At 74.2% G+C, this 26045-nt stretch carries 20 protein-coding genes and 2 pseudogenes; 12 read left to right on the plus strand and 10 right to left on the minus strand.

Annotated elements, in window-relative coordinates:
- The first annotated feature begins 235 nt into the window (after positions 1 to 235).
- Positions 236 to 628 carry an SCO5389 family protein gene (locus tag ACTWP5_RS13985; protein WP_443221232.1) on the plus strand — a complete coding sequence of 131 codons (393 nt, stop codon included), beginning with the start codon at positions 236 to 238 and terminating at the stop codon, positions 626 to 628.
- A 218-nt stretch (positions 629 to 846) separates the two neighbouring features.
- Here ACTWP5_RS13985 and ACTWP5_RS13990 read toward each other — a convergent pair.
- A pseudogene (locus ACTWP5_RS13990) lies at positions 847 to 1869 on the minus strand (LLM class flavin-dependent oxidoreductase); the annotation flags it as partial.
- Positions 1870 to 2106: 237 nt separating this feature from the next.
- Here ACTWP5_RS13990 and ACTWP5_RS13995 point away from each other — a divergent pair.
- Positions 2107 to 2460 (plus strand): ATP/GTP-binding protein, encoded by a 354-nt coding sequence (locus tag ACTWP5_RS13995; protein ID WP_443221233.1) that lies wholly within the window; start codon positions 2107 to 2109, stop codon positions 2458 to 2460.
- Here ACTWP5_RS13995 and ACTWP5_RS14000 read toward each other — a convergent pair.
- From ACTWP5_RS14000 to mce, 5 genes are all read right to left on the minus strand, one after another.
- Positions 2441 to 3433, minus strand: a complete 993-nt coding sequence (locus tag ACTWP5_RS14000; protein ID WP_443221234.1) for an ABC transporter permease — start codon at positions 3431 to 3433, stop codon at positions 2441 to 2443. The genes ACTWP5_RS13995 and ACTWP5_RS14000 overlap by 20 nt on opposite strands.
- On the minus strand, positions 3430 to 4677 hold the full coding sequence (locus ACTWP5_RS14005) for an ABC transporter ATP-binding protein (protein ID WP_443221235.1): 1248 nt from the start codon (positions 4675 to 4677) through the stop codon (positions 3430 to 3432). Before ACTWP5_RS14005 ends, ACTWP5_RS14000 begins: the two co-directional genes overlap by 4 nt.
- Positions 4678 to 4961: 284 nt before the next feature.
- Positions 4962 to 5909: a cellulose-binding protein gene (locus ACTWP5_RS14010; RefSeq protein WP_443221236.1), complete on the minus strand. Its 948-nt coding sequence runs from the start codon at positions 5907 to 5909 to the stop codon at positions 4962 to 4964.
- 298 nt (positions 5910 to 6207) lie between these two features.
- Positions 6208 to 9525: a hypothetical protein gene (locus ACTWP5_RS14015; protein WP_443221237.1), complete on the minus strand. Its 3318-nt coding sequence runs from the start codon at positions 9523 to 9525 to the stop codon at positions 6208 to 6210.
- 159 nt (positions 9526 to 9684) lie between these two features.
- Positions 9685 to 10146, minus strand: coding sequence for a methylmalonyl-CoA epimerase (gene mce / locus ACTWP5_RS14020; RefSeq protein WP_443221238.1), 462 nt, complete (start codon positions 10144 to 10146; stop codon positions 9685 to 9687).
- A gap of 172 nt (positions 10147 to 10318) precedes the next feature.
- Here mce and ACTWP5_RS14025 point away from each other — a divergent pair, with 172 nt between their 5' ends.
- Together ACTWP5_RS14025 and meaB are read left to right on the plus strand one after the other, a co-directional pair.
- Positions 10319 to 11494, plus strand: coding sequence for an acetyl-CoA C-acetyltransferase (locus ACTWP5_RS14025; protein ID WP_443221327.1), 1176 nt, complete (start codon positions 10319 to 10321; stop codon positions 11492 to 11494).
- A 109-nt stretch (positions 11495 to 11603) separates the two neighbouring features.
- Positions 11604 to 12635 (plus strand): methylmalonyl Co-A mutase-associated GTPase MeaB, encoded by a 1032-nt coding sequence (meaB, locus tag ACTWP5_RS14030; RefSeq protein ID WP_443221239.1) that lies wholly within the window; start codon positions 11604 to 11606, stop codon positions 12633 to 12635.
- Here meaB and ACTWP5_RS14035 read toward each other — a convergent pair.
- Complete coding sequence (locus ACTWP5_RS14035) at positions 12619 to 13122, minus strand: GNAT family N-acetyltransferase (RefSeq protein WP_443221240.1); 504 nt, start codon at positions 13120 to 13122, stop codon at positions 12619 to 12621. The two genes, meaB and ACTWP5_RS14035, sit on opposite strands and share 17 nt — an antisense overlap.
- Before the next feature lie 103 nt (positions 13123 to 13225).
- Positions 13226 to 14125, minus strand: a complete 900-nt coding sequence (locus ACTWP5_RS14040) for a PepSY domain-containing protein (protein WP_443221241.1) — start codon at positions 14123 to 14125, stop codon at positions 13226 to 13228.
- A gap of 131 nt (positions 14126 to 14256) precedes the next feature.
- Here ACTWP5_RS14040 and ACTWP5_RS14045 point away from each other — a divergent pair, with 131 nt between their 5' ends.
- Both ACTWP5_RS14045 and ACTWP5_RS14050 read left to right on the plus strand, forming a co-directional pair.
- Positions 14257 to 14928 carry a response regulator transcription factor gene (locus tag ACTWP5_RS14045; protein WP_443221242.1) on the plus strand — a complete coding sequence of 224 codons (672 nt, stop codon included), beginning with the start codon at positions 14257 to 14259 and terminating at the stop codon, positions 14926 to 14928.
- Positions 14921 to 16681 carry a sensor histidine kinase gene (locus ACTWP5_RS14050; RefSeq protein ID WP_443221243.1) on the plus strand — a complete coding sequence of 587 codons (1761 nt, stop codon included), beginning with the start codon at positions 14921 to 14923 and terminating at the stop codon, positions 16679 to 16681. The genes ACTWP5_RS14045 and ACTWP5_RS14050 overlap by 8 nt, the downstream gene beginning before the upstream one ends.
- An 87-nt stretch (positions 16682 to 16768) precedes the next feature.
- Here the strand turns inward: ACTWP5_RS14050 and ACTWP5_RS14055 are convergent, their stop codons facing one another.
- Positions 16769 to 17254: a MarR family winged helix-turn-helix transcriptional regulator gene (locus tag ACTWP5_RS14055; protein ID WP_443221244.1), complete on the minus strand. Its 486-nt coding sequence runs from the start codon at positions 17252 to 17254 to the stop codon at positions 16769 to 16771.
- A gap of 135 nt (positions 17255 to 17389) precedes the next feature.
- Here ACTWP5_RS14055 and ACTWP5_RS14060 point away from each other — a divergent pair, with 135 nt between their 5' ends.
- The 3 genes and pseudogenes from ACTWP5_RS14060 (at position 17390) to ACTWP5_RS14070 (ending at position 22056) form a co-directional block, all read left to right on the plus strand.
- The gene (locus tag ACTWP5_RS14060; RefSeq protein WP_443221245.1) at positions 17390 to 17734 is read left to right on the plus strand and encodes a DUF3817 domain-containing protein; all 345 of its coding nucleotides are present in this window, start codon (positions 17390 to 17392) and stop codon (positions 17732 to 17734) included.
- 207 nt (positions 17735 to 17941) lie between these two features.
- Positions 17942 to 19699: pseudogene (locus tag ACTWP5_RS14065) on the plus strand (glycosyltransferase family 2 protein); the annotation flags it as partial.
- 398 nt (positions 19700 to 20097) lie between these two features.
- A complete protein-coding gene (locus tag ACTWP5_RS14070; protein ID WP_443221246.1) occupies positions 20098 to 22056 on the plus strand; it encodes a galactose oxidase-like domain-containing protein in 1959 nt (652 codons plus the stop codon).
- A gap of 66 nt (positions 22057 to 22122) precedes the next feature.
- Here ACTWP5_RS14070 and ACTWP5_RS14075 read toward each other — a convergent pair whose 3' ends face one another.
- Complete coding sequence (locus tag ACTWP5_RS14075) at positions 22123 to 23163, minus strand: glycoside hydrolase family 6 protein (RefSeq protein WP_443221247.1); 1041 nt, start codon at positions 23161 to 23163, stop codon at positions 22123 to 22125.
- Positions 23164 to 23245: 82 nt separating this feature from the next.
- Between ACTWP5_RS14075 and ACTWP5_RS14080 the strand changes: the two genes are divergently transcribed.
- The 3 genes from ACTWP5_RS14080 (at position 23246) to ACTWP5_RS14090 (ending at position 25997) form a co-directional block, all read left to right on the plus strand.
- Positions 23246 to 23755, plus strand: a complete 510-nt coding sequence (locus tag ACTWP5_RS14080; protein ID WP_443221248.1) for a MarR family winged helix-turn-helix transcriptional regulator — start codon at positions 23246 to 23248, stop codon at positions 23753 to 23755.
- Between the two features lie 123 nt (positions 23756 to 23878).
- Complete coding sequence (locus ACTWP5_RS14085) at positions 23879 to 24211, plus strand: DUF3817 domain-containing protein (protein ID WP_443221249.1); 333 nt, start codon at positions 23879 to 23881, stop codon at positions 24209 to 24211.
- 85 nt (positions 24212 to 24296) lie between these two features.
- On the plus strand, positions 24297 to 25997 hold the full coding sequence (locus ACTWP5_RS14090; RefSeq protein WP_443221250.1) for an acyl-CoA mutase large subunit family protein: 1701 nt from the start codon (positions 24297 to 24299) through the stop codon (positions 25995 to 25997).
- The last annotated feature ends 48 nt before the right edge of the window (positions 25998 to 26045 follow it).

The raw sequence follows: 26045 nt of genomic DNA on the forward strand, positions 1-26045 counted from the left end.
TCGTTTGCTCACGTAACGTGATGTTCCGCTGCCGGAAACGGGTCGCGTACCGCGAAACGGGGCGGGCGGACCCGACGGGCACCACGTTGACAGTGGCCAGTTATGTGCCCATTCCACTGACATGCCAGCGTCGGGAGTTCTAACGTAGTGGGCTCTGGGCGCCGAACTGACGTGACCGCCGTCCGCCGGTCGGCCCTGCCCCCGATCCCGTCCGGGTTCGTGAGAGGAGATCTCCATGTCGCTCGACGTCTCACCGGCGCTGCTTGAGCAGGCCGAGCGAGGCGAGGTCGATGAAGCGGACTTCATCGACTGCGTCCGAAACTCCCTGCCCTATGCCTGGAACATGATCAGCTCCCTGGTGACCCGGCTACAGGTCGACGGCGGGGTCATCGCCGACAACACCACGCCGCCGCCGGACGAGCAGGCCCGAGGTCAGCTGCTGCGCGCGCTGGCCAGCGACGCCATCAGGGGCGCGTTGGAACGCCACTTCGGCGTGCGGCTCGCCTTCCAGAACTGCCACCGGGTGGCGGTCTTCCCGCTCGACGCCTCGGCCGACGAGCGGCTGGCGCGGTTCACCTCCGTCCGGGGCCAACTGCTCAACCAGTCGCCGGAGTTGCGCGACTGCTGAAAGGTTCATCCTCGCCGGAGTTCCTGGGCTCCCCGGGCAGACGACCCGGCGGAGCCCGGCTCCGCGTCCGAGCCGCCCTCCCCCTCCCGATCCCCCGCGCCCCTCGTGCCCCCCGCGCCCCTCGTGCCCCCCAAGTCTCCCGTTCCTCCCACGCTTCCCGTCCCCGTCCCCATCGCCGTCCCCGCCGAGGCCGACGCAGACGGTGACGCGCGCCGCGCCAGCAGCGGCCTCACGTCCCGGCCGAGCCGGCGGACGTTCTCCTCGGTGGCGGCCAGGTCCCCCGAGCCCTCCACCAGCAGCGCGAAGCGGCTGATGCCCGTCCGTTCGGCGGTGGCCGCCAGCCGCTCGGCGCACAGCTCCGGATCCCCCACCGGGTGGAGCTCGCACAGCAACTCCGTGTACGCCAACGGGTCCCGCATCGGCCGGTGACCGCCGTCCAGCGTGCGGTGGGCCGCCAGCCCCGCGCGCAGCCACCCCGGCAGCGCGTGCCGCAGCGTCTGCACGGCCTCGGAGTGACTGTCCGCGACCTGGGCGACCCCGGCCGACACGTGCTGCCGCTGCGCCGCGGCGATCTCCGCCCGGCCGAGGCCCGCCTCCCGCGCCGTGGCGCGCCACAGCGTCACCATCCCGGCCTTCTCCTCGTCCCCGATGTGCATCCCGAGCAGCATCGGCAGCCCGCGCTCCGCGGCCAGCCTGACGGTGGCGGGGGAGGTGCAGGCCACCAGCACCTCGGGCCCGGGACTCCCGGGTGTGCGGGGCCGCGGCACCACGGGCACCTCGCGGAAGCGGTACCGCTCGCCCTCGGCCGCCACCCGGGGCTCGCGCAGCCAGCGCAGCAGCAGGTCGAGTGACTCGGGGAAGCCGTGCTCGTACGCCGCCGCGCCGCCGCCGAACACCTCCAGGTCCACCCAGGGGCCGCCTCGCCCCACGCCCAGGCTGAACCGTCCGTCGGTCAGGAGGTGCAGCAGCGCGGCCTGCTCGCCGAGGGCGACCGGGTGCGAGGTGGAGAGCACGCTGATCGCCGTGCCCACCCGTATCCGCCGGGTGCGGCCGAGGAGCAGCGCCGCGAACGTCGTGGCCGAGGGGCAGAGCCCGTACGGCACGAAGTGGTGCTCGGCCAGCCAGACGGCGTCGAGCCCCGCCTCGTCGGCCACCTCCGCCGCGCGTGCCGCGCGGTGCAGCGCCTCCTGCTGGCTCTGTCCGGGATACTGCCCGGCGAGCAGGAACGCCCCGATCCGCACCCCCTCCGGCATCGGCCTCGCCCCTTCCTCACGACGTCCCCGTCGACGTCCTCCACGTTCTGGCATGTTCCACAGGCATTAACGCGGGACACGTGCCGAAGGCACGGGGTCTGTGAGGGGTTCTTCGGATGATCTTCATCGGATGATCCGTCAGTAGGCGTGCGGTCGCGGACCGTGGTGCTGCGTAGACTGCTGTGAGCGAAGAGAGCAGCGTCCCGTTCCGCCCAGAGGTGTCCCGTGTCCCCCCGTCGCAACCGTTCCCGCGGTCAGGAGAAGCAGCAGCGGCAGGACCGCCGCGCCGAGGACGACGCGCCCCGGTACGGCCTGGAACACACCGTGGAGTGGCGCGGCGAGGAGTGGGTCGTCCGCGGCATGGCCGCCGACGCCGCCGCCAAGCGGTACCGCTGCCCCGGCTGCGACCAGGAGATCCCGCCCGGCGTGCCGCACGCGGTGGCCTGGCCCCGCCACGGGGACGTGGCCGACCGCCGCCACTGGCACCACGCCTGTTGGAACGCCAGGGACCGCAGGAGCGCCCGGCTCTCGCGGCCCAGGGGCGGCGGCGCCCTGGGCCCTACGCGTCGGTGGCGTTGACCCGCGCGAAGGCGCCGATCAGCACGGCGAGCGTGACCGCCGCCAGGAGTCCGAGCAGCGGCCAGCCGGTCGCGTCGTCCTCGCCCTGCATCGGGATGCGGTAGAGCGACGCCAGCCCGTTGAGCGGCGAGTACTCGATCAGCTTCTCGCGCAGCTCCGCGAGGCCGTCGCCGACCATGAACAGCGCCATCAGCAGCGGCACGACGACGACACCGATCATGGCGGTGATGGCGCCGGCCGAGTGCCGCAGCAGGGCGCCGACGGCCAGACCGAGCAGGCCGAGCAGCGAGACGTAGAGCGCCGCGCCCACCGTCGCGCCCAGCCAGTGGCTGCCGGGCACGATCACCTCGCCGGTCTGCGGGTCGACCGAGTCCTTCATGACGTCCGGGTCCGCGTACGGGTCGACGGGCATCCCCGAGAGCATCGACTCCAGGATCAGGCCGGTCAGGCCGGTGGCGGCGAGCGTCATGACGAAGGCGAGCAGGAAGAACACGACGGCCTTGGCCAGCAGCACGCGGCCGCGCTGCGGGCAGGCGGTGAACGTCGTGCGGATCATGCCGGTGCCGTACTCGGAGGAGACGACCAGGACGCCGAGGGTGATGATGCACAGCTGGCCGAGCATCAGCCCGAAGAAGCCGCCGCCGAGCAGCGGCGCGTTCAGCTCGTCCTCGCCGCTGAGCACCGTGCCGATGACCGCGCCGAGGCCGACGACGAGGACGAACATGATCACGAGCGTCCACACGGTGGAGCGCACGGTCCTGATCTTCGTCCACTCCGAGGCGAGGGCGTGCCCGAGGTGACTGCGGCGCACCGGCATGGGGGAGGCGTAGACCGGTCCGGCCGCGGGGCCGGCAGGTCCGGGAGGGCCGGCGGGGCCCTGGTGGAGCGGCTGGCCCGCGGGGCCGCCGGGGGCCACCTGCCCGACGGGCGGGGCCTGCGGGGGCACGGGGGAGGACATCGGTGGGGTCGTCATCGGGTTTCCTCCGACGGGGACGGGGCGGGTCCCCGCAGGCGCTGCGTGGGGATCTGCATGGTCGTGTCGGGCGAGCCGCCGGCCCAGGGCTCGGCGGGGGGCACCTGCGCGGTCTGCGTCGGCGCGTGCTGGCCGTGGTGGGGCGGGGCGGCCGGCGGCGGCCCGACGGGAGCGGCGGCGTACCCGCCGTGTCCCGCGCCCGGCTGTTCCGCCGGTGCCGCCGACATCGGTGCCGCCGGCACCGGCGTCGCGGGCGGCCCGGGGAGGGCGACGCCCGCCGCGTGGACAGGGGCGCCCTGCGCGAGGTGCGCGGGCGCGGGCGCGCCCACGGCCGTGCTGAAGTCGCCCGCGCCCTGGGTCATCCGCATGTACGCCTCCTCCAGGGAGGCCGTGTGGGGCGACAGCTCCCACAGGCGGATGTCCGCCGCGTGGGCGAGGTCGCTGATGCGCGGCAGGTCGAGCCCGACGACCCGCAGGGCGCCGTCCTCCTCGGGCTGCACGTGGCCGCCGGCCTCGCCGAGCACCTTGACCAGCGCCTCGCGCTGCGAGGTCTCCCCCTCGGGGGTGCGGACCCGCGCGAAGCCCGTGGAGTTCCGCTCGATGAACTCCTTCACGGGCATGTCGGCCATCAGCTGGCCGCGGCCGATCACGATCAGGTGGTCGGCGGTCTGCGCCATCTCGCTCATCAGGTGGCTGGAGACGAAGACGGTGCGCCCCTCGGCCGCCAGGCGGCGCATGAAGGTGCGGATCCACAGGATGCCCTCGGGGTCGAGCCCGTTGACCGGCTCGTCGAAGAGCAGCACCTGCGGGTCCCCCAGGAGCGCCGCGGCGATGCCGAGCCGCTGGCCCATGCCGAGGGAGAAGCCCTTCGAGCGCTTCCTCGCCACTCCCTGGAGGCCGACGAGGGCGAGCACCTCGTCCACCCGGCGGGAGGGGATGCCGGCCAGCTGGGCCAGGCACAGCAGGTGCGAGCGGGCGTTGCGGCCACCGTGCCGGGCGCCCGCCTCCAGCAGGGCGCCCACCTGCCGGGGGGCGTTGGGCAGCTGCCGGTACGGGTAGCCGCCGATGGTGACTCTGCCGCTGGTCGGCGCGTCCAGCCCCAGGATCATCCGCATGGTCGTGGACTTCCCGGCCCCGTTCGGCCCGAGAAACCCGGTGACCTTCCCGGGTTGTACGTGGAACGTCAGGTTGTACACGGCCGTCTTGGAGCCGAAGCTCTTCGTCAGGCCGACTGCCTCGATCATCCGCTCGCCCCTGCTCGACTGGGTGGGGGGTGGGGGCCGACCGGCGGCACCTGTCCGGAACTCGTCCCCCTTTCGGCCTAAGACCCTATCGGCTGTCCCACGGTTCCACGTCACGCCCTCGCATCGACCCGGCCGCCGCGCGGCAACGGGCGCGCGGGCCCACCCCGCGACACGATCTCGGCCCGGGTGCCGGGCACACGGACAGGGCCCGCCCCCGGCGGGGCGGGCCCTGTGTCGTGGCCGTGTCGTGTCGTCGCGCGGCGTCGCGCCGCGCCGCGGCGGCGTCAGCGGGACTGCTGCGCGGGAACGCCCTTGGTCAGGCCGTCGTCGCCGTCGTCGTCCGCGAGCGAGGTCGCGGCGACCTGCGCGCCGGTGAGCGTGGCCAGCATCTCGCGCACGTTGGTCAGCTGCGCGTTGATGCTGTCGCGGCGGTTGGTGAGCGCCGCCAGCTCGCGCTCGGACTCGCTGCGGATCCGGTCGGCCTTGGCGTTGGCGTCGGCGACGATGTCCTCGGACTGCCGCTGCGCCGTCTCCACCGTCTGACGCGCCCGGCGCTCGGCGTCGGTGCGCAGCTTCTCGGCCTCCAGGCGCAGCTGCTCGGCGCGGTGCTCGATCTCCGCCAGCCGCTTCTCGGCCTTCGCCTGACGGGAGGCCAGGTCGCGCTCGGACTGCTCGCGGCGCTTGGCGAGGTTGGTCTCGAAGTCGGCTGCGGCCTGGGCGGCCTTGGCGCGGGTCTCCTCGAAGAGGGAGTCGGCCTCCTCGCGCTTGGCGAGGGCGTCCTTGTCGGCCTCGGCGAGCATCGCGGCCGCCTCGTTCCTGGCCTTCTCGATGATCCGGGCGCCCTCGTCCTCGGACTTGGCCTTGCGCTCGGCCGCGTACGCCTCGGCGTCGTTGCGCACCTGCTGGGCCGCGCCCTCGGCCAGCTCGCGGTGCTGCTCGGCGGCCCTGCGGGCCTCCTCACGCAGGTCCTTGGCCTCCTCCTCGGCGAGGCGGAGGATCTTCTCGACCCGAGCGCCGAGCCCGGCGTACGAGGGCTCGGCGTCGGCGACCTGGGCCTGGGCGTTCTGCGACTCGAGGTGAAGCTCCTCGATCCGCTTCTCCAGGGAGGTGATGCGCGCCAGCGCGCTGTCGCGGTCGGCAACGAGCTTCGAGATGCGGTCGTCCACCTGCCCGCGGTCGTAGCCACGCCGCACGAGCTCGAAGCCGAAGGGAGAGGAGGAAGTGTCGCTCATGGGGTTCCTGTCGATTCAGACGGCTGAGTGTGTAGGGATTGGGGCCTGGGCGTTCAGCGCTTCGAGGTCGAGCTCCTCAGCGTGTTGATCAGCCTTTGAGTTCTCCAGACGGGTCACGCCCTCGAAGGCATCATCCTAGGGGGCAATCCGGCGTGTCATCGAGCGGATCACGCGTTCTGTGTGGAGAATGTTCCCCCACATTTTGACGATCCGCCGGATCGTGTACGCCGGTCCGGCGACGGGAGACAACGGGCGTCCCACGCGCCACGCGGGCGGGCCGCCGACGGGCCCGCCGGCCTCACGTGCCGGGGCGCTTCCCGCCGGGCCGCGGCGCGCCGGCGGCCGCGCCGACCGCCCCGCCCGTGCCGCCCGGCTTCTGCCCCTTGTTCCCCTTGGGAGCCTCGAAGGACTCCAACGCCTCCAGCACGTCCTGCACCCGGGAGATCTCGGCGTTGATGTCCTCGCGCCTGCGGGCGAGCTTGTCCAGCTCCCGCCGTCCCTCGTCCACGACGCGCTTGGCCTCGCGCTCCGCCTCGCCACGGATCCGCTGCGCCTCGCGCAGCACCTCGGCGCGCTGCTGCTCGGCCTCCTTCATCAGCGCCTCGGCCTTCTTCACGGCCGCGATGCGCACCCGGTTGGCCTCGGCGTTGGCCTCCGCGACCGTCGTCTCGGCGGCGGCGCGGGCCTCGGCGCGCTGCTCCTCGGCGGCCCGGACGAGCTTGTCCACCCGCTCGCCCGCGGCCCTGGCCTGCTCGGCCGACTCCCGCCTGGCCCGGTCGTGGAGCTCCTCGACCTCGGCCTCCACGCGCACGCGCAGCTCCTCGGCGCGCGCGCGGATCGACACCGCGTCCCGCCGAGCCTCCTCCAGCAGCTGGTTGGCGTCGGCCCGGGAGGTCTCCACCAGCTCGCTGCCGGCCTCCCGCGACTCCGCGATGAGGCGGGAGGACTCCTTGCGGGCGGCGGCCACCATCGTGTCGGACTGCTCCTCGGCCGCGGCGGCCATCCGCAGCGCCTCCTCCTGAGCCTTCGCCAGCAGCTCGTCGGCCTGCGCGGCCGCGTCGCTCCGCTTGCGGGCGGCCTCGCGGCGCGCGGTGTCCTGGACGGCGTCCGCGTCGGCGCGGACCCGTTCGGCGTCCTCCGCGGCCTCGGTGCGCAGCCGTTCCGCCTCGGCGATGGCCTCCTTGACGGTGCGTTCGGCCAGGGCGGAGGCGGCCTCCTTCTCCTCGGCGGACTCCCGCAGCACGCGGGCGACCTCCCGCTCGGCCTCGGCGCGGTGGGTGGCGATCTCCGCCTCCGCCTCCTCGCGGAGCCCGCTGACCGAGTCACGCACCTGCTGCGCCTTGTGCTCGGCCGCGGCCACCAGCGTCTCGGCGCGGCGCTCCGCCTCGTCCATCCTGGCGCGCGCGGTGGCCAGCACCTCCTCGGCCTGCTCGCGGGCCTGGGCCCGCTCCCGGTGCGCCGCGTCGCGGGCGTCGGCGAGGAAGGCGTTGCCCTCCGCGCGCAGCCGGGCCGCCTCCTCCTGCGCCGCGGCCAGCGCGGCCGCCGCCTCGTTCGCGGTGCGCTCGGCGGAGGCGGCGGCATCCGCGCGGATCCGGTCGGCGGCCTGACGGGCCTCGTCCCGCAGCCGCGTGGCCTCGGAGGTGGCCTCGCCGCGCAGCCGCACAGCCAGCTCCTCGCCCTCGGCACGGGCCCGGGCGGCGTCCGCGGCGGCCTCGTCGCGCAGCTCCTGCGCGGCCTCCTCGGCCTGCTCGGTGAGGGCCCTGATGCGCTCGGCGGTCTCGGCGCGCAGCCGCTCGATCTCGGCGTGCGCCTCGCTGCGCAGCCGTTCGCCCTCGGCGCGGGCCTCGCCGAGCGCCTCGTCGGCCTGCGCGACGCGCCGTTCGGCCTCCTCCCGCAGGCGTTCGAGCTCGGCCGTGGCCGCCTCGCGCTCCACGCGGGCCGCCTGCCGGGCCTCGGCGCGCAGCTGCCGGGCGGCCTCCTCCGCCTCGCGGGTGACGCGCTCGGCCTGCTCGCCGGCGTCCGTGCGCTCCTTCTCGGCCTCGGCGCGCGCCTTCTTCAGCGCCTGCTCGGCCTGGTTGCGCAGGGTGGTGGCGCGCTCGATGGCCTCGGTGCGGACCCGTTCGCTCTCCGTCATCGCCGCGGAGCGGGTCTCGTCGGCGTCCGCCTTGGCCTGGGAGAGCAGCTCCTCGGCGCTGGCCGCGGCCTGCTCGATCTGCTGCACGACCTCCCTGCGGGCCTCCGCGCGCAGCCGCTCCGCCTCCTCGGCGGCCTCGGCGCGCAGCTGCTCGGCCTCGCCGCGCAGCCGCCGCGCCTCCTCCTGGAGCTCGACGGTCTTGGCCCGGTACTCCTTGGTGTCGTCCTTCGCGGCGCCCTTCAGCTGCTCGGCGACGTCGTGCGCCTCGGCGCGCAGCCGGTCGGCCTCCTCCTCCGCCTCGGCGCGCAGCCGCTCGGCCTCCTCCGTGGCCGCCTTCGTCGTGGCCTGGGCGTCCTTGGCGGCCTTGGTGAGCACCTCCTCGGCGGTGCGGGCCGCGTCCGCCAGCTGGGCCGCGTACTCCTCGGCCGACTTCGTCCGCGCCTCCTCGGCGGCCTCGGCCAGCAGCTGCTCGGCCTGGGCGCGGGCCTCGGCCAGCGCGTGCTCGGCCTCCTCGCGGCGGTTCTCCGCGTCCTGCGTGGCCTCGCTGACCAGGCGGGCGATCTCGGCCTTGGCGGTGCTGGTGCGCTGCTCGTAGACCGCCTCCGCCGCCGCGCGGCGCTTGTCCGCCTCGGCGGTGGCCTCCTCCAGGAGCTGCTTGGCCTCCTCGCGGGACGCGCGCAGCCGGGTCTCGGCCTCGGCCATCCGCTCCTCGGCCTTGCGCACCAGGCCGGCCGCCTCGCGCCGCCCCGCCTCCGTCTCGTTGGCCGTGGAGGAACGCAGCCGCTCGGCGTGCTCGGTGGCCTCCTGGGCCTGCGCGGAGGCGGCCGCCAGCATCCGCTCGGCGTCCGAACGGGACCGGCGCAGCAGCTCCTCGGCCTCGGCGCGGGCCGAGGCGGCGTCCTCGGCCAGCCGCTGGCGGGCCTCCTCGACCAGCCGCTGCGCCTCCGCCCTGGCCTGCGTCAGGGTCTGGTCGGCCTCGGCCCTGGTCTCCTCCAGCAGCCGGCGCGCCTGCGCCTCGCTGCGGGCGCGCAGCTGCTCGGCCCAGGCGACGTTCTCGTTGACGTGGGACTCGACGGTGGACCGGCGCTGTGCGAGCTCCTCGTCGAGCTGCTGGCGCCGGCCCACGGCCTCGGCGTGCAGCTCGGCCTCCAGCCGGGCGCGCTGCTCCGACTGCTCCTGGAGGGCGCGCTGGGTCCGCGCGCGGGCGTCGCGCAGCTCGCGCTCGGCGTCCGACCGCATCTGGTCGGCCTGCATCTGGGCGGCCCGCAGGATCTGCTCCGCGTGGGAGGGGGCGTCGCCGTAGACAGGCCGGAGAGCCAGGGCGCGGCGGACCTCGTGCAGCTTGGCACGCAGCACCTCGACCTGGTATCCGAGGTCGTCGGCGTGGTCGACGGCCTTGTCCCGCTCCTTCTTCAGCCGCTCCATCTCGGCTTCGAGTCGCGAGAGGTGGTCGTCAGGCTGGTAGGCGTCGTAGCCCCGCACTGCGCGGTCCCATCCGTCCCCTGGTCGTGGTAGTGCTGATCCGGATGCTGTCTGCGAGGGAAACACCTCCGCAGGTCGACGTCGGATCATCGGCCGAACGCGGGACGAGGTGAAGTCCATGCCCCGGCTGGGCCACTCTACCGGGCAGGAGAGCCCTCGTCAGTGGCTCTCGGGGCTCCGGGGCTCCTCCCCACCCGGGGTGGGCGCCGCCGTGACCAACTCGGTGAGCACGCCGTGGCAGTCCTTGGGGTGGAGGAACGTGATACGGGAGTCCATCGAGCCGCGGCGCGGGGTGTCGTAGAGCACCCGGACGCCCTTGGCGCGGACGGCCTCGGCGTCCGCGTCGACGTCGGCCGTGCCGAAGGCGATGTGGTGGACGCCCTCGCCGTTCTTCGCCATCCACTTCCCGACGGGTGAGTCGTCCCGGATCGGCTGGAGCAGCTGGAGGTAGGAGGCGCCGCCGTCGTCGGTACCGTTGATCCTGAGCATGGCCTCCAGTACGCCCTGCTCCTCGTTGACCTCGGAGTGGAAGACCTCGAAGCCGTAGGTGTCGTGGTAGAAGGCGACGGTGGCGTCGAGATCGAAGCAGGCGATGCCGATGTGATCGATGCGACTCAACATCTGCACAGTCCACCGTCTTTGGGGCCGTGCTCGCAACGTGCGCGGGGTCACATGACGCGGACCGTGACGCTCTCGTGTCACGCTCAGTACGTTTGAGGTAAACCCTCGTTCACTCCTCACGCGAAGGAGTTCTCTCATGACCGCTCCCACGACCAGGGGCCAGGGCACCTCGGTGATCGTCGCGGGCGCCCGGACGCCGATGGGCCGGCTGCTGGGGTCCTTGAGCCCCTTCAGCGCCGCCGAGCTGGGCGGCTTCGCGATCCGGGCGGCGCTGGAGCGCGCCGGCCTCACGGGCGACCAGGTGCAGTACGTGATCATGGGCCAGGTGCTCCAGGCCGGGGCGGGACAGATCCCGGCACGGCAGGCCGCCGTCCACGCGGGCGTTCCCATGACCGTTCCCGCACTCACCGTGAACAAGGTCTGCCTCTCCGGGCTCGACGCGATCGCCCTGGCCGACCAGCTGATCCGGGCCGGTGAGTTCGACGTGGTCGTCGCCGGGGGCCAGGAGTCGATGACGGGCGCCCCCCACCTGCTGCCGAAGGCCCGTGCCGGATACCGCTACGGCGCCGTCGAGGTGCTCGACTCGATGGCGCACGACGGGCTGACCGACGCCTTCGAGAACATCGCGATGGGTGAGTCCACCGAACGGCACAACACCCGCCTCGGCCTGACCCGCGCGGAGCAGGACGCCTTCGCCGCGGCCTCCCACCAGCGGGCCGCCGCCGCGCAGAAGAACGGCCTCTTCGAGGAGGAGATCGTCCCCGTCGCGCTGCCGCAGCGGAAGGGCGACCCGGTGATGTTCGACCGGGACGAGGGCATCAGGCCGGAGACCACCGAGGAGACGCTGGCGCGGCTGCGGCCCGCGTTCTCCGCGGACGGCACCATCACGGCCGGCTCGGCCTCGCAGATCTCCGACGGCGCCGCGGCGGTGGTGGTCATGTCCCGCGCCAGGGCCGAGGAGCTCGGGCTGCCCTGGATCGCCGAGATCGGCGCCCACGGCAACGTCGCGGGCCCCGACAACTCCCTCCACTCCCAGCCCTCGGGCGCGATCAGGCACGCGCTGGGCAAGGCCGGCCGCGACGTCGCGGAGCTGGACCTGATCGAGATCAACGAGGCGTTCGCCGCCGTCGCCGTCCAGTCAATGAAGGACCTCGGCGTGTCCCCCGAAAGGGTGAACGTGAACGGCGGTGCCATCGCCCTGGGCCATCCGATCGGGATGTCCGGCGCCCGCATCGCCCTCCACCTGGCGCTGGAGCTGCGCCGCCGGGGCGGCGGCCTGGGCGCGGCGGCCCTGTGTGGCGGGGGCGGCCAGGGCGACGCGCTGCTGCTGCGGGTCCCGACGCCGTAGCGGTGCCGTGGCGCCGGCGCTCCAGCGGCGCCGGCGCCACGGGCGGGCGCCCTGAGCGGTGCCGGCGCTACAGCGGCGCTGGAGGTACGCACGAGACAGGTGTCGCACGGTGGACGGCGGCAGCGACGACGACGGCGGTGGTGACGTGTCCCAGGTCACGGTGGCGGAACTGGTCCAACGAGCCAGGCAGGGGCAGCCTCGCGCGGTGGCCCGGCTGATCTCGCTCGTCGAGGGGGCCTCGCCACGGCTGCGCGAGGTGATGGCCGCGCTGGCGCCGCTGACGGGCCGCGCCTACGTCGTCGGGCTGACGGGCCCACCGGGCGTCGGGAAGTCCACCACCACCTCCGCGCTCGTCACCGCCTACCGCGCGGCGGGCCGGCGCGTCGGGGTGCTGGCCGTCGACCCGTCCTCGCCGTTCTCCGGCGGCGCGCTCCTCGGCGACCGTGTGCGGATGAGCGAGCACGCCGCGGACCCCGGCGTCTACATCCGGTCGATGGCCACCCGCGGCCACCTGGGCGGCCTGGCGTGGGCGGCCCCGCAGGCGGTGCGGGTGCTGGACGCCGCGGGCTGCGACGTGATCCTGGTGGAGACGGTCGGCGTCGGGCAGTCGGAGGTGGAGATCGCCTCCCAGGCGGACACCACGGTGGTGCTGGTGGCGCCCGGGATGGGGGACGGCATCCAGGCGGCCAAGGCCGGAATCCTGGAGGTCGGCGACGTCTTCGTGGTCAACAAGGCCGACCGGGAGGGCGCCGACGCCGCCGTCCGCGAGCTGCACCACATGCTGGGCCTCGGCGAGGCACGCGCCCCGGGTGACTGGCGGCCGTCGGTCGTGCGGAGCGTCGCGACGCGGGGCGAGGGCGTCGAGGAGGTCGTCGAGGCGCTGGAGAAGCACCGCGCGTGGCTGGAGGAGCGCGGCGAACTCGCCCGGCGGCGGGTCCGCCGGGCGGCGCGCGAGGTGGAGACGATCGCCGTCACGGCGCTGCGGGAGCGGATCGCCGACCTCGGCGGCGACCAGCGGCTGGCCGCGCTGGCGGAGCAGGTCGCCACGGGCGGGCTCGACCCGTACGCGGCGGCCGACCGGCTGGTGGCCGCGGTGGCCGAGGCCGAGGGCGGCGGCTCGGGCCCTAGCCCGACTGGCTGAGGGCGGAGGGCCGCGCGGAGGCGCCGGGTGCGGCGGATGCGCCGGGGGAGAGGGACTTGGCGAAGCAGACCACGTTTCCCGCCTCCGTGACGTACCGGCCGTACGGCGCGGTGCGGACGTATCCCGCCGACTCGTAGAGCGCGACGGCGGCGACGTGTCCGACCCCCGTGACCAGCCGCAGCCGGTGGTATCCCAGCTCGGGGGCGAGGCGCTCCACGGCGGTGAGGAGGCCGCGCGCCATGCCGCGGCCGCGGGCGGCCGGCGTCACGTACATGCGCTTGACCTCGCCCGTCGTCGCCTCCTCCGGCACCGGCTGGAGGGCGACGCACCCGACGGCCCGCTCCTCGGCCACGGCGACCAGGTACCTGGCCTCGCGGCGGACGCCGGAACGGCCCCGCGCCCCGGCGCGGGCGACGAGCTCGGCGAAGGCGGCGTGGAGTAGCCAGGCGAGCTCCGGGTCGTCAGGGGAGCGCTCCTCTATAAACATGCGCTCTATCGTATAGGCATGAGCACTCGGGTGGCGGAAGATTCCTCCGCTCGCCCCGAGCGCTCCTCACGCCCCGTCGGTGTGTCCCCGTGTCGGTGCTCCGTCAGCCGTCGCTGCCGTCGTCGTCCGCGTCGTCGTCGTGGTGGTCGTCGTGGCGGTCGTCCGCGTCGTCGTGACGGTCGTCGTCGCTGTCGTCGTCGTGCCCGTCGTCACCGTCGTCGTGGCGGTCGTCGCCCTGGTCATCGGCCTGGTCGTCGCCCTGGTCGTCGCCGTCGTCCGCGTCGTTGCGGTCGTCGTCCTGCTCCTCCTCGGTGATCGCGCCGGTGGCCGGGTTGATCTCCAGCTCGTACTCGGTGCCGTCCTCGCCGCGCAGTTCGACGTGCCAGCGGCCGTCGTCCAACTCCGCCTCGCGCAGCATGGCCCCGGTGTGGTCCTCGGCGATCCGGATCGCCTCGCCGATGTGGGTGCCGTCGGCCAGGGCGTCGAGGTCACGGAGGAAGCCCTCGTCGTCCCCGTCCTCGTTCCAGTCGTCCCCGTCGTCGCCGTCGTCGCCGTCGTCGTCGTTCCAGTCGTCCCCGTCGTCGTCGCCGGTGAGGCGGGTGTCGAGAAGCTCGGTGCCGTCCTCGGAGACCAGGACGCGGTGCCACTGGTCGTCGTCACCCCAGACCCGGACCTCCCAGCCGGTGACCGTGCCGTCGTCGGCGTCCAGTTCGACCGCGGTCACCACGCCCGGCGCCGCCTCCGCGGCGGCCTCGGCGGCCCGCTGGGCCGCGGACCCGTCGTCGTCCTGGCCGCTGCCGGAGTCAGCGCCGGCGTCGTCGCCGCCGTCGTCGGCCGCGTCCTCGCCGCCCGTCGTGACGACCGTCTCGTCCGAGGCCGGCGCGACGGCCGACGGGTTCTGCCCCGTGGTGTCGTCGTCCGAGCCGAGGCTCATGCCGGCCAGGGTGCCTCCACCGACCACGGCGGCCGCGACCGCGACGGCCGCGATGACGTTGCGCTTCATCTCGGGTTCCTCCTCGCTCCCGTTCACCGGGTGCTGTGCTGTTCGACGGGAACGACGATGGCCCACCGTTGCTGAAGCGGAGCTGAAGGAACCTGAAGGTCTCTTCAGGAACGCTCTGCGAAGCTTGTCCCATGCGCGTGCTGATCGTGGAGGACGAGCGGCGACTGGCCCGGTCGCTGGCACAGGGCCTGACGGCCGAGGGCTTCGCCGTGGACGTGGTCCACAACGGCACCGACGGCCTGCACCGTGCCACCGAGACCTCCTACGACCTCGTCATCCTCGACATCATGCTGCCCGGCATGAACGGGTACCGGGTCTGCGCCGCGCTCCGCGCCGCGGGGGACGAGACGCCGATCCTGATGCTGACGGCCAAGGACGGCGAGTACGACGAGGCCGAGGGCCTCGACACCGGCGCCGACGACTACCTGACCAAGCCGTTCTCCTACGTCGTCCTCGTGGCGCGGGTGCGCGCCCTGCTGCGGCGGCGCGGACGCGGCTCCACCGCCTCGCCCGAACTGCGCGTCGGCGACCTGGTGATCGACAGAGGCGCGCGCCGCGTCACGCGGGCCGGGGCCGAGACGAGTCTCACCGCGAAGGAGTTCGCCGTGCTGGAACACCTCGCCAGCCGGGCGGGGGAGGTCGTCTCGAAGGCCGAGATCCTCGAACACGGCTGGGACTTCGCCTACGACGGCGATCCGAACATCGTCGAGGTCTACGTGAGCGCGCTGCGCAGGAAGCTGGGCCCGGACCTCATCGTCACCGTGCGGGGCGCGGGATACCGCCTGGTGGCCTCCCGTGCGTAGCGTGCGGGGGAGGGCCGCCCTCGGGGCCACCGCGGTGGTGGCGGCCGTGCTGGTCGCGGCGGGGCTGCTGATGCTGGTGACCCTGCGCCAGACCCTCGACGACCAGGTGGACCTCCAGGCGGAGCTCAACGCCCGCGAGGTCGCCACGGAGCTGGCCACCCGTACGCGGAACGTCGCGGGGCAGGAGCTCGACGGCGCCAACCCGGTGCAGGTGCTGAACGGCGACGGCGAGCTGGTCGCGGTCAGCGAGGGGCTGGAGGAGATCACCGGCACGGCCAGCGGGCAGGTGGTCCCGCGCCAGGGCGGGCTCGAGGCCGCGGAGAACCCCCGTCCGCCGCGGGAGACGGAGACCGAGGCGCCCGCCGGGGGCGGAGCCGACGCGAGGCCCGGCGCCGGTGGGGACTCCAACGGTGAGGACGGCGACAGCGGTGACGACAGTGACGACGACGATGACGGCGACGACGACAGTGACAGTGACGACGACAGTGACGACGACAGTGACGGCGGCGACGACGGCGAGCGCCAGGAGCTGAGCCAGAGCGACGGCGGTGACGACGACGGCGGCGACGATGACGGCGGCGACGATGACGGCGGTGACGATGACGGCGGTGACGACGGCGACGGCGGCAGCGGCGGAGACCAGCAGGACCCCCTGAGCCCCGGCGAGGTGGACAGCGAGCCGGCCGCCATGGCGACCGGCACCGCCGTCGTCGACGGCCAGCACGGCGAGTACCGCTTCGCGATCGTCAGGGCCCGCACCACCAACGGCCAGGACGTCACCGTCTACGCCGGCGCCCCCCTGGAGGTCGAGCGCGCCGCGCTCGACAGCGTCCGCACCTCGATGCTCGTCGGCATCCCCGTCCTGCTGGCCGTCGTGGCCGGCGTCACCTGGCTGGTGACCCGCCGCGCCCTGCGCCCCGTGGAGGGCATCCGCCAGGAGATGGCGGCGATCACGCGCTCGCAGGACCTCTCCCGCCGGGTCCCCGAGCCCGGTTCCCGGGACGAGATCGGCAGGCTGGCGCAGACCACCAACGAGACGCTCACCGCGTTGGAGGCGTCCGTGGAGCGGCAGCGCCGCTTCGTCGCCGACGCCTCGCACGAGCTGCGCAGCCCGATCGCCTCGCTCCGCACCCAGCTGGAGGTCGGCGAGGCCCATCCCGAGCTGCTGGACGTCCCCGGCGCGGTGCAGGACACCATACGGCTCCAGGACCTCGCCGCCGACCTGCTGCTGCTGGCGCGGCTGGACGCGGGGGAGCGGCCGGCCGCCGCCCCGGTCGACCTCACCCGGCTGGTCGCCGAGGAGGTCGCGCGGCGCGGCGCCGAGCCCGGCGGGGAGGCGGGCGGTGTCGCCGTGCGCGCCGGGGAGATGGCGGAGTCGGTCCGGGTCTCGGGGTCCCGCGGCCAGCTGCTGCGGGTGCTGGGGAACCTGCTCGACAACGGGCGGCGCCACGCCGCCTCGACGGTCCGCGTCTCGGTCCGCCGGGAGGAGGCGGGGGCCGACGGCGGGGCCGACGCCGGCACCGCGGTCGTGGAGGTCGCCGACGACGGGGCCGGCGTGCCGGAGGCCGACCGGGAGCGCATCTTCGAACGGTTCGTCCGCCTCGACGACGCCCGCAGCCGCGACGACGGTGGCGCCGGCCTCGGCCTCGCCATCGCCCGCGACGTCGCCGGACGCCACGGCGGCTCGCTCACGGTGAGCCGTGCGCCGGAGGGCGGCGCCCTGTTCGTGCTGCGCCTGCCCGCCACCCCGTGATCGCGCCCGCCTCCCGCACCCGACCGGCCGTGCGCGCGAACGGACCGCGTCCCGAGCCGGCCGGTGCCCCGGCCCGTCGCCGCCCTCTCAGCCCTGGGAGGAGCGCCCCCGCTCGTCGTGGAGGTGACGCGCGATCGGCGCCAGGGACTCCTGGAGGGTGGTCAGGCTCTCGGGCGGCAGCAGGTCAACGAAGTGCCGCCGGACCGACTCCACGTGGTGCGGCGCGACGTTCCGCATCGTCTCCCAGCCGTGCTCGGTGAGCACGGCGAACAGCCCCCGCCGGTCGGAGTCACAGCTCTCGCGCCGCACCAGCTCGGCCCGCTCCATGCGCGTGATCTGGTGGGAGAGCCTGCTCTTGGACTGGAGGGTGGCGGCGGCGAGGTCGCTCATGCGCATCCTGTGGCCCTCGGACTCGGAGAGGTTGACCAGGATCTCGTAGTCGTTCATGGTCAGCCCGAAGGGCTGAAGGTCCCGCTCCAGGCGGTGCGTCAGCAGCCGGGTCACGGCCAGGTGGGTGCGCCAGACCCGCTGCTCCGCCTCGCTCAGCCAGCGGGTGCCCGTATCCGTCTCCATGGTGTGAACCTTAACGAAGCGGCGCCCCCGCCGACGGCCCGACGAACGCGGCTGCGACAATGAGCGGGAGCTTGTGCATCCGTTCACAAACGATCATCCAGATCCTCCACGAGAGCGCGGGAAGGCGGTATCCCCATGGATCCGAAGACGGCGACGGCGCTGCGACGGCTGCGGCTGGTCTCCACCCCGGAGGCGGTCTCGTTCCTCGTGCTCCTGGTCTGCTCCGTCCTGCGGCGCACCACCGACTTCGACGCCGTCCCGGTCATGGGCATGGTCCACGGCGCCCTGTTCGTCCTGTACCTGGTCTTCTGGCTCGACGCCTGGAACCGCACGCGTTGGTCGCTGCCGACGGCCGCGTGGTTCTTCCTGATGGCGGTGGTGCCCGTCGGCGGCTTCTTCGCCGAGCGGCGACTGCGCCGCGCGGAGCAGGACGCGACGATCGCGGCCCGCGCCCGGCGCGAGGGCGTCGTCAACGCCTGACGCGTCGCTCGCCCGGCCGCACCCGGTTCGACAGGGCGCTGTTTCTGCCATGAGGTGGACACAACGGACTTGTCGGCCGGGTGGTCGGAGGAGGGCGCCGTGCGCGGTGACGTCAACGACGAGCACGCCCGCGCGCCCGGACACCCCGCCGGCCGGGCGCCGCGCGGCGACTACGACTACGCGTCCTACAGCCACCTCGCCGGCTCGCTGACCCCCTCCGAGCAGGGGTACCGGGTCCGCTACCGCTCGCTGATCGCGCAGGAGCCCCACCGGTTCCTGGCCACCGCGCTGATGGTCTGCGCCCCGACGCTCTCGGCCGTGCTGCTGCTGTGGCTGGTGTGGCCCGACCACTGGACCCGGCGCACGAACGCCCCGCTCTGGCTGGTCGCCGCCGACGTGGTGATGCTGCTGTCGGTCGCCCTGATCGAGCTGTTCCGGCTGGTCAACATCGTCTCCGTGGCCCACGCCACCCTCGTCGCCCGTGACCCCGTGCCCGTCCTCCCCGAGCCGGGCCTGCGCGTCGCGTTCCTCACCACCTACGTGCCGGGCAAGGAGCCGATCGGCATGCTCCGGGCCACGCTGGAGGGCGCGGTCCTGCTGCGCCACCCGGGGCCGCTGGACGTGTGGCTGCTCGACGAGGGCGACGACCCGGCCGCCCGCGCGCTCTGCGCCGAGCTGGGCGTGCGCCACTTCACCCGCCACGGCGTCCCGGAGTGGAACCGGCAAAGCGGCCCCCACAAGGCCCGCAGCAAGCACGGCAACTACAACGCCTGGCTCGCCGCCCACGGCGACGACTACGACGTGTTCGCCTCCGTCGACACCGACCACGTGCCGCTGCCCGACTACCTGGAGCGGATGCTCGGGTACTTCCGCGACCCCGACGTCGCCTTCGTCGTCGGCCCACAGGTCTACGGCAACTACACCGGTGTCGTCACCAAGGCCGCGGAGAGCCAGCAGTTCCTCTTCCACGCCCTCATCCAGCGCGCCGGCAACCGCTACGGCTGCCCCATGTTCGTCGGCACCAACAACGCCGTCCGCATCCAGGCGCTCAGGTCCGTCGGCGGCCTCGCCGACTCGGTCACCGAGGACATGGCCACCGGCTTCGAGCTCCACCGCACCACCAACCCCGCCACCGGGGGACGCTGGCGCTCGGTCTACACCCCCGACGTGCTCGCCGTCGGCGAGGGCCCCTCCTCGTGGACGGACTTCTTCAACCAGCAGACGCGCTGGTCACGCGGCACCTACGAGACGATCCTGCGCCAGTGCCTGCGCGGCCCGCGCCGCCACGCCCCCGGGCCCCGCTTCGCCTACGCGCTGATGCTGGCCTTCTACCCGATGGCCGCGGTCACCTGGCTGCTCGGGGCGCTGGGCTGCGTGCTCTACCTCACCCTCGGCGCCTCCGGCACCCAGGTCGCCGCCGCGGCCTGGCTGATGCTCTACAGCGACGTGGCGGCCCTCCAGGTCGGCCTCTACCTCTGGAACCGCCGCCACAACGTCTCCCCCCACGAGCCGGCCGGCTCCTCGGGCGCCGCCGGCATGCTGATGTCGGCGCTCTGCGCGCCTGTCTACGCCCGTTCGCTGCTGGACGCCGTGCTGCGCCGGCCCAGCCGCTTCGTCGTCACGCCCAAGGGCGGCAGCGTGAGCCCCGACCGGCCGGCGACGTTCCGGCTCCACCTGGGCTGGGCCGGGGTGCTGGGCGGCGCCCTGCTCGTCTCGCTGGTGCTCGGGCACACGCACGTGGCGATGCGCACCTGGGCGCTGCTGGCCTTGGCCGTCTCGCTCGCGCCGGCCGTGGTCTGGGCCGTGGGCCTGCGCGCCGACCGCCGGGCCGAGCGGCGCGGTGCCCGCCGTGCCGAACTCTGTGCCGAGCGCCGTGCCGAGCGGGGCGGCGCCCCGGCGGGGCCGGTGCCCGTGACCGTTCGCCCACCCGGTCCGACGCCCGATCCGACGTCCGGTCCCGCGCCCGTCCCCAGGCGGCTTCCGCCGCCCCTCGCGACGCCCCTGGCCGGGCCGGTGCCGCACCCCGCGGTCCACCTGCCGGCGCCGCCCGTGCCCGCCGCGGCCCTGGCCGCGCACGGTCCGCTGTCGCCCCCACCCCCAACCCAACCCCCGCGCCCGCCCGTGGCGGGCCCGCACCCGGTAGGCCGGCACCGCGGCCGGCACCGGGCGCCGCGTCGGCCTCTCGGCCTGGCCGCCCTGCGGGGACGGTCCCCCCACGCCCCCATCCCCTCCCGGGCCCGGGACGCCGCCCCGGCGGACCACGTGCCGCCGTCACCGTTCCCGCCGCCCGCGCCGCCGCTGCCGCCGTCGCCACCCCCGCCGCCGCCCGAACCACCACTCGCGAGCCAGACGGGAGCCGAGCCGTGATACCCCTGTCCCACGCCGCGCCGCACCGACCCCGTAGGAGCCTGAAGAAGACCGCGACCGCCGTGGGCGTCGGCCTCCTGCTCGCCGGCCTGAACGTGCCGGCCGTGCTCGGCTTCGCCGAGGACCGCCTCCACGACTACCGCGTCTCGCAGCCCGAGTACCGGGCGCGGTACGGCTCCTGGGAGGTGGTGGAGGTCCCCGAGGAGTACCAGACCCGCGCGATCCACGCCGCCCTCCTCCACACGGGCGAGGTGCTGCTCATCGCCGGCTCGGGCAACGACGAGGAGGCGTTCGACTCCGGCACCTTCGACACGGTCCTGTGGGACCCGGAGGACAACACCTTCACCACCGTGCCCACCCCGGAGGACCTCTTCTGCGCGGGCCACGCCCAGCTCCCCGACGGCCGCCTCCTCGTCGCCGGCGGCACGCTGCGCTACGAGGTGCTCGGCGACGACGTGACCCACGCCGGCGGGCCCGTGCTCCTCAAGAACGAGGACCCCGACCGCCGCCACCAGCTGCCGAAGGGCACCCGCCTGCGCGCCCCCGACGGCCGGGAGTACGTCACCGAGGCCGACGTCACCGTGCCCGCCGCCGTCAAGAGGACCGACCCGGACACCGGGGAGGTCACCGTCACGGCCAGCGAGGAGCGCGTCTTCGTCACCGCCGTCGAGGAGGGGCGGGCCGGGGTCACCACGAAGCCCGCCCAGTACCGGATCGTCGGCCTCGGCGGGCGGGACGCGAGGAACCTCTACGGCATGGGCGGCGAGATGACCCTCGACGACCAGGACTTCCAGGGCATCGACGTGGCCTACGAGTTCGACGCCGAGGCCCGGGCCTACGTCCCGGTCCCGCCCATGCGGGAGGCGCGCTGGTACCCGACCCTCACCGCGCTGCCGGACGGTCGGGTGCTGACCGTCTCGGGCCTCGACGAGGTCGGCGAGGTGGTGCCCGGCGTCAACGAGATCTACGACCCGGAGACCCGGACCTGGTCCGAGGGCCCCGAGCGGTACTTCCCCACCTACCCCGCCCTCTTCCTCACCCAGGGCGGCGACATCTTCTACACGGGCTCCAACGCCGGCTACGGCCCGGCCGACGAGGGCCGCGAACCCGGCATCTGGGACCTGACGACGAACACCTTCACGCCCGTCGGCGGCCTCACCGACGCCGACCAGCTGGAGACCTCCGCCTCGCTGCTGCTGCCCCCGGCCCAGGACCAGCGCTTCATGGTGCTCGGCGGCGGCGGCGTGGGCGAGACGTCGCGGTCCACCGGCAGGACCGCCGTCATCGACCTCACCGAGGACGAGCCGCGGTACCGCGAGGGGCCGACGCTGCCCCAGGGCACCCGGTACCTGAACGCCGTGATCCTCCCCGACGACACCGTCCTCACCACCGGCGGCTCGGAGGACTACCGGGGCCGAGGCGACAGCGACATCCTCGCCGCCCAGTTCTACGACCCGCGGACCAACGCGTTCACCCCCGCCGCCGACCCCACCGTGGGCCGCAACTACCACGCCGCGGCGCTGCTGCTGCCCGACGGCCGGGTCGCGACCTTCGGCTCCGACCCGCTCTTCGGCGACGAGGCCAACACGACCGAGGGCGAGTTCGAACGGCGCGTCGAGGTCTTCACCCCGCCCTACCTCCAGGGCGAGCGCGGCGAGAGGCGGCCGGAGCTCGGCCGGGGCCCGAGCCACGTCGAGCCGGGCGGCGAGGCGACCTTCGCGACGCGCCACCCGGAGCGCATCGAGAGCGCCCGCCTGATGCGGCCGAGCGCCGTCACCCACACCACCGACGTGGAGCAGCGCTCGGTCCGGCTGGGCGTCACGCGGGGCGAGGGCGAGGTGACGCTCTCCGTGCCCGACGACCCCTCCCTCGTCCCGCCCGGCTGGTACATGCTGTTCGTCACCGACGGCGAGGGCACGCCGTCCGAGGCCGTGTGGGTCCAGGTTCGGGTCTGAACGGGTCCGCGGGACGGTGAGTCCCGCCCGCCGTCGAGCCCGCCCGCCGTCGAGCTCCGCCCCCGGTCACCCACCGGCGGCCCGCCGGGCCAGCCCCAGCGCGTACTCCGGCCACCACTGACCGGCCGCGGGGCCGCCCCGGCACTCGCCGTCGGACTCGCCCGGCCGCTTGACCCACAGGTACGCGTCGATCAGCGGGTCCCCGGTCCGCGAGGTCGGCGCCGTGCCGAGCGCCCGTCCCGGCGGATTGCACCAGGGCTCGTCGTCCCCCTCGTAGGGCCCGCTGCCGTTGCGGCTGGTGTCGACGACGAAGTGCGCGCCCCCCAGCAGCTCCGACAGCCGGTGCCCGTACGCGCTGCTGTCGGCGAGCGTCTGGAAGTTCGCGACGTTCACGGCCAGGCCGTCGGCCCGCTCCACCCCCGACCGCCGCAGCGGCTCGACGAGCTGCCCGGGGTCGGTGATCCAGCTCGGGTTGCCCGCGTCGAGGTAGGTCCGCACCCCCGGCTGCCGCGCCAGCCGGTCCACCGCGTACGACAGCAGCTGGAAGCGCTCCTCGACGTACATCGGCGCGGTGCAGCCGTCGACGGTGTGCGACACCGCGTCGGGCTCCAGGATCACCACCGCCTCGGCCTCGCCGATCGCCGCCGCGAAGGCGTCGATCCAGGCCCGGTACGCCGCGCCGTCGGGCGCGCCGCCCCTCGAGTACTGGCCGCAGTCCCGGTGCGGGATGTTGTACGCGACGAGCACCGCCGTCCGTCCGGCCGCCGCTGCCGCCCCGGTGACCGCGGCGACCTCCGCCGTCGGGTCGGAACCGGGCGGCCAGTGCGCGAGGGGCTGCTCGGAGATCCGCCGCAGCAGCCGCGCGTCCTCCTCGTTCCCCTCCCGCTCGAACGCCTCGACCTGGCGGGCGGCGGGGCTGTCGGGGTCCACCCAGAACTCCGAGGCGCCGCCCGCCACGCCCGCGCCGCGGGCCGCCGGCTCGGACGGGTCCTCACCGGCACCGCCCCCGCCACCGCTTCCCGACCCCGCGCAGCCCAGCAGCACGGCGAGGGCCAACAGCACGGTCAGGGCTGGGCGCGCGGCCGGCGCGCGGAGGGATCGGCGCATGGAGTCATCGTCGCATGACGGAGCGTGAACGTCCTGGAGTGAGCGCCCCCCATCCGAGGCGACCAGCCGGTAGGGTCATGACGTGCCGAAGCCGCTCAGTCTTCCGTTCGATCCGATCGCCCGAGCCGAGGAGCTCTGGAAGGATCGCTGGGGCCCGTCGCCAGGGATGGCGGCCATCACCTCCGTCATGCGCGCCCACCAGATACTCCTGGCCCGGGTCGACGCGGTGGTCCGGCCCTACGGGCTGACCTTCGCCCGCTACGAGGCGCTCGTGCTGCTGACGTTCAGCAGGGCGGGCGAACTGCCGATGTCGAAGATCGGCGAGCGGCTGATGGTCCACCCCACCTCGGTCACCAACACCATCGACCGGCTGGTCAGGTCGGGGCTGGTCACCAAGCGGCCCAACCCCGACGACGGCCGCGGCGTCCTCGCCTCGATCACCGAGGAGGGCCGCCGCGTCTGCGACGCCGCCACCCGCGACCTCATGGGGGTGGACTTCGGGTTCTCCGCCTACGACGAGGAGGAGTGCCGCGAGATCTTCGCGATCCTCCGCCCGCTGCGCGTGGCCGCCCAGGACTTCAGGGAGGACTGACGCCGGGGGCGCGGTGCGGTGGCGCCGTGGACGGGTGCCCCGAAGGGGTGCCGTGGAGGGGGCGCCCCCGCCGTCCCCTCCCCGCGTGCCAAACGCCCTGAATGGGCCGTTAGGCTCGTGGCCATGAAACGGAGTGTGCTCACGCGGTACCGCGTCATGGCCTACGTCACCGCGGTGATGCTGTTGGTGCTGTGCGCCTGCATGGTCCTCAAGTACGGGTTCGACACGGGCGAGAACCTGACCCTGGTGGTCTCACAGGCCCACGGCCTGCTCTTCATGGTCTACGTCGTCTTCGCCTTCGACCTCGGGCAGAAGGCGCGCTGGCCCTTCGGCAGGCTGCTGTGGGTGCTGGTCTCGGGGACCATCCCGCTCGCGGCCTTCTTCGTCGAGCGGAAGGTGACCGAGCAGGTGCTGCCGCTCGTGGCCGACGAGCGCGCGGAGCCGGTCGGCGCGTAGCCCCCGCCGGGCACGGGAGGGTGCGGACGGGCACGGATCGGTGTCTTCCCTCGACGTTACTTGGACGTCCTAGTAAATTGGCGGTATGGACGCAGACGCCATCGCCGAGGGCCGCCGTCGCTGGCAGGCCCGCTACGACGCGGCCCGCACGAGGGACGCCGACTTCACCACGCTCTCCGGTGACCCCGTCGACCCCGTGTACGGGCCCAGGCCCACCGACCGGTACGAGGGCTTCGAGCGCATCGGCTGGCCGGGGGAGTTCCCCTTCACACGGGGGCTGTACGCCACGGGGTATCGGGGCCGCACCTGGACCATCCGCCAGTTCGCGGGCTTCGGCAACGCCGAACAGACCAACGAGCGGTACCGCACCATCCTGCGCAACGGCGGCGGCGGCCTTTCCGTGGCCTTCGACATGCCCACGCTGATGGGCCGGGACTCCGACGACGGCCGCTCCCTGGGCGAGGTCGGCCACTGCGGCGTCGCCGTGGACTCCGCCGCCGACATGGAGGTCCTCTTCCGGGACATCCCGCTCGACCAGGTCACCACCTCGATGACGATCAGCGGCCCCGCCGTGCCCGTCTTCTGCATGTACCTCGTGGCCGCGGAGCGGCAGGGCGTGGACCCGGCGGTGCTCAACGGCACCCTCCAGACGGACATCTTCAAGGAGTACACCGCCCAGAAGGAGTGGCTCTTCGCGCCCGAGCCGCACCTGCGGCTCATCGGCGACCTGATGACCTACTGCGCGCGCCGCATCCCCGCCTACAAGCCGCTGTCGGTCTCCGGATACCACATCCGTGAGGCCGGGGCCACCGCCGCCCAGGAGCTCGCCTTCACCCTTGCCGACGGCTTCGGCTACGTCGAGCTCGGCCGCTCGCGCGGCCTGGACGTCAACGCGTTCGCGCCCGGCCTGTCCTTCTTCTTCGACGCCCACATCGACTTCTTCGAGGAGATCGCGAAGTTCCGCGCCGCCCGCCGCATCTGGGCCCGCTGGATGCGCGACGTCTACGGGGCGAGCGACGAGCGCGCGCAGTGGCTGCGCTTCCACACCCAGACCGCCGGCGTGTCGCTGACCGCGCAGCAGCCGTACAACAACGTGGTCCGCACCGCCGTCGAGGCGCTGGCCGCCGTCCTGGCCGGCACCAACTCCCTCCACACCAACGCCCTCGACGAGACCCTCGCCCTCCCCAGTGAGACGGCGGCGGAGATCGCCCTGCGCACGCAGCAGGTGCTGATGGAGGAGACCGGCGTCACCAACGTCGCCGACCCGCTCGGCGGCTCCTGGTACGTCGAGCAGCTGACCGACCGGATCGAGGCCGAGGCCGAGCGGGTCTTCGCGGAGATCATCGAGCGCGGCCGGCGGGCGGTCGGGGACGGCGAGCACCCGATCGGGCCCGTCACCTCGGGGCTGCTGGCCGGCATCGAGGACGGCTGGTTCGTCGGCCAGATCGCCGAGTCGGCCTTCCAGTACCAGCAGGCGCTGGAGAAGGGGGAGAAGAGGATCGTCGGCGTCAACTGCCACACCGGCTCCGTCACCGGGGACCTGGAGATACTGCGGGTCAGCCACGAGGTGGAGCGCGAGCAGGTCCGGACGCTGGCCGCGCGCCGCGCGGCGCGCGACGACGCCGCGGTCCGGGCCGCGCTGGGCGTGCTGCGCGAGGCGGCCCGCGGGGACGGCGACATGATCGAGCCGATGCTGACGGCCGTCCGCGCGGAGGCCACCCTCGGAGAGATCTGCGGCACCCTGCGCGAGGAGTGGGGCACCTACACCGAGCCTCCCGGCTTCTGACCTCCGCGGGTCCGGCGGGTCCCGCGGCTGTGCGCCGACCCGCCCCCG

Source organism: Streptomyces sp. 4N509B (genome assembly GCF_052245655.1).
Taxonomy (GTDB): Bacteria; Actinomycetota; Actinomycetes; order Streptomycetales; family Streptomycetaceae; genus Streptomyces.

Coding starts and splice junctions, on each gene's coding strand:
- ACTWP5_RS14005 (WP_443221235.1), bottom strand. CDS start 4,677: ATGATCGAGGCAGTCGGCCTGACGAAGAGCTTCGGCTCCAAGACGGCC.
- ACTWP5_RS14045 (WP_443221242.1), top strand. CDS start 14,257: ATGCGCGTGCTGATCGTGGAGGACGAGCGGCGACTGGCCCGGTCGCTG.
- ACTWP5_RS13985 (WP_443221232.1), top strand. CDS start 236: ATGTCGCTCGACGTCTCACCGGCGCTGCTTGAGCAGGCCGAGCGAGGC.
- ACTWP5_RS14085 (WP_443221249.1), top strand. CDS start 23,879: ATGAAACGGAGTGTGCTCACGCGGTACCGCGTCATGGCCTACGTCACC.
- ACTWP5_RS14035 (WP_443221240.1), bottom strand. CDS start 13,122: ATGTTTATAGAGGAGCGCTCCCCTGACGACCCGGAGCTCGCCTGGCTA.
- ACTWP5_RS14010 (WP_443221236.1), bottom strand. CDS start 5,909: ATGAGCGACACTTCCTCCTCTCCCTTCGGCTTCGAGCTCGTGCGGCGT.
- ACTWP5_RS14000 (WP_443221234.1), bottom strand. CDS start 3,433: ATGACGACCCCACCGATGTCCTCCCCCGTGCCCCCGCAGGCCCCGCCC.
- ACTWP5_RS14040 (WP_443221241.1), bottom strand. CDS start 14,125: ATGAAGCGCAACGTCATCGCGGCCGTCGCGGTCGCGGCCGCCGTGGTC.
- ACTWP5_RS14090 (WP_443221250.1), top strand. CDS start 24,297: ATGGACGCAGACGCCATCGCCGAGGGCCGCCGTCGCTGGCAGGCCCGC.
- ACTWP5_RS14060 (WP_443221245.1), top strand. CDS start 17,390: ATGGATCCGAAGACGGCGACGGCGCTGCGACGGCTGCGGCTGGTCTCC.
- ACTWP5_RS14055 (WP_443221244.1), bottom strand. CDS start 17,254: ATGGAGACGGATACGGGCACCCGCTGGCTGAGCGAGGCGGAGCAGCGG.
- mce (WP_443221238.1), bottom strand. CDS start 10,146: ATGTTGAGTCGCATCGATCACATCGGCATCGCCTGCTTCGATCTCGAC.
- ACTWP5_RS14075 (WP_443221247.1), bottom strand. CDS start 23,163: ATGCGCCGATCCCTCCGCGCGCCGGCCGCGCGCCCAGCCCTGACCGTG.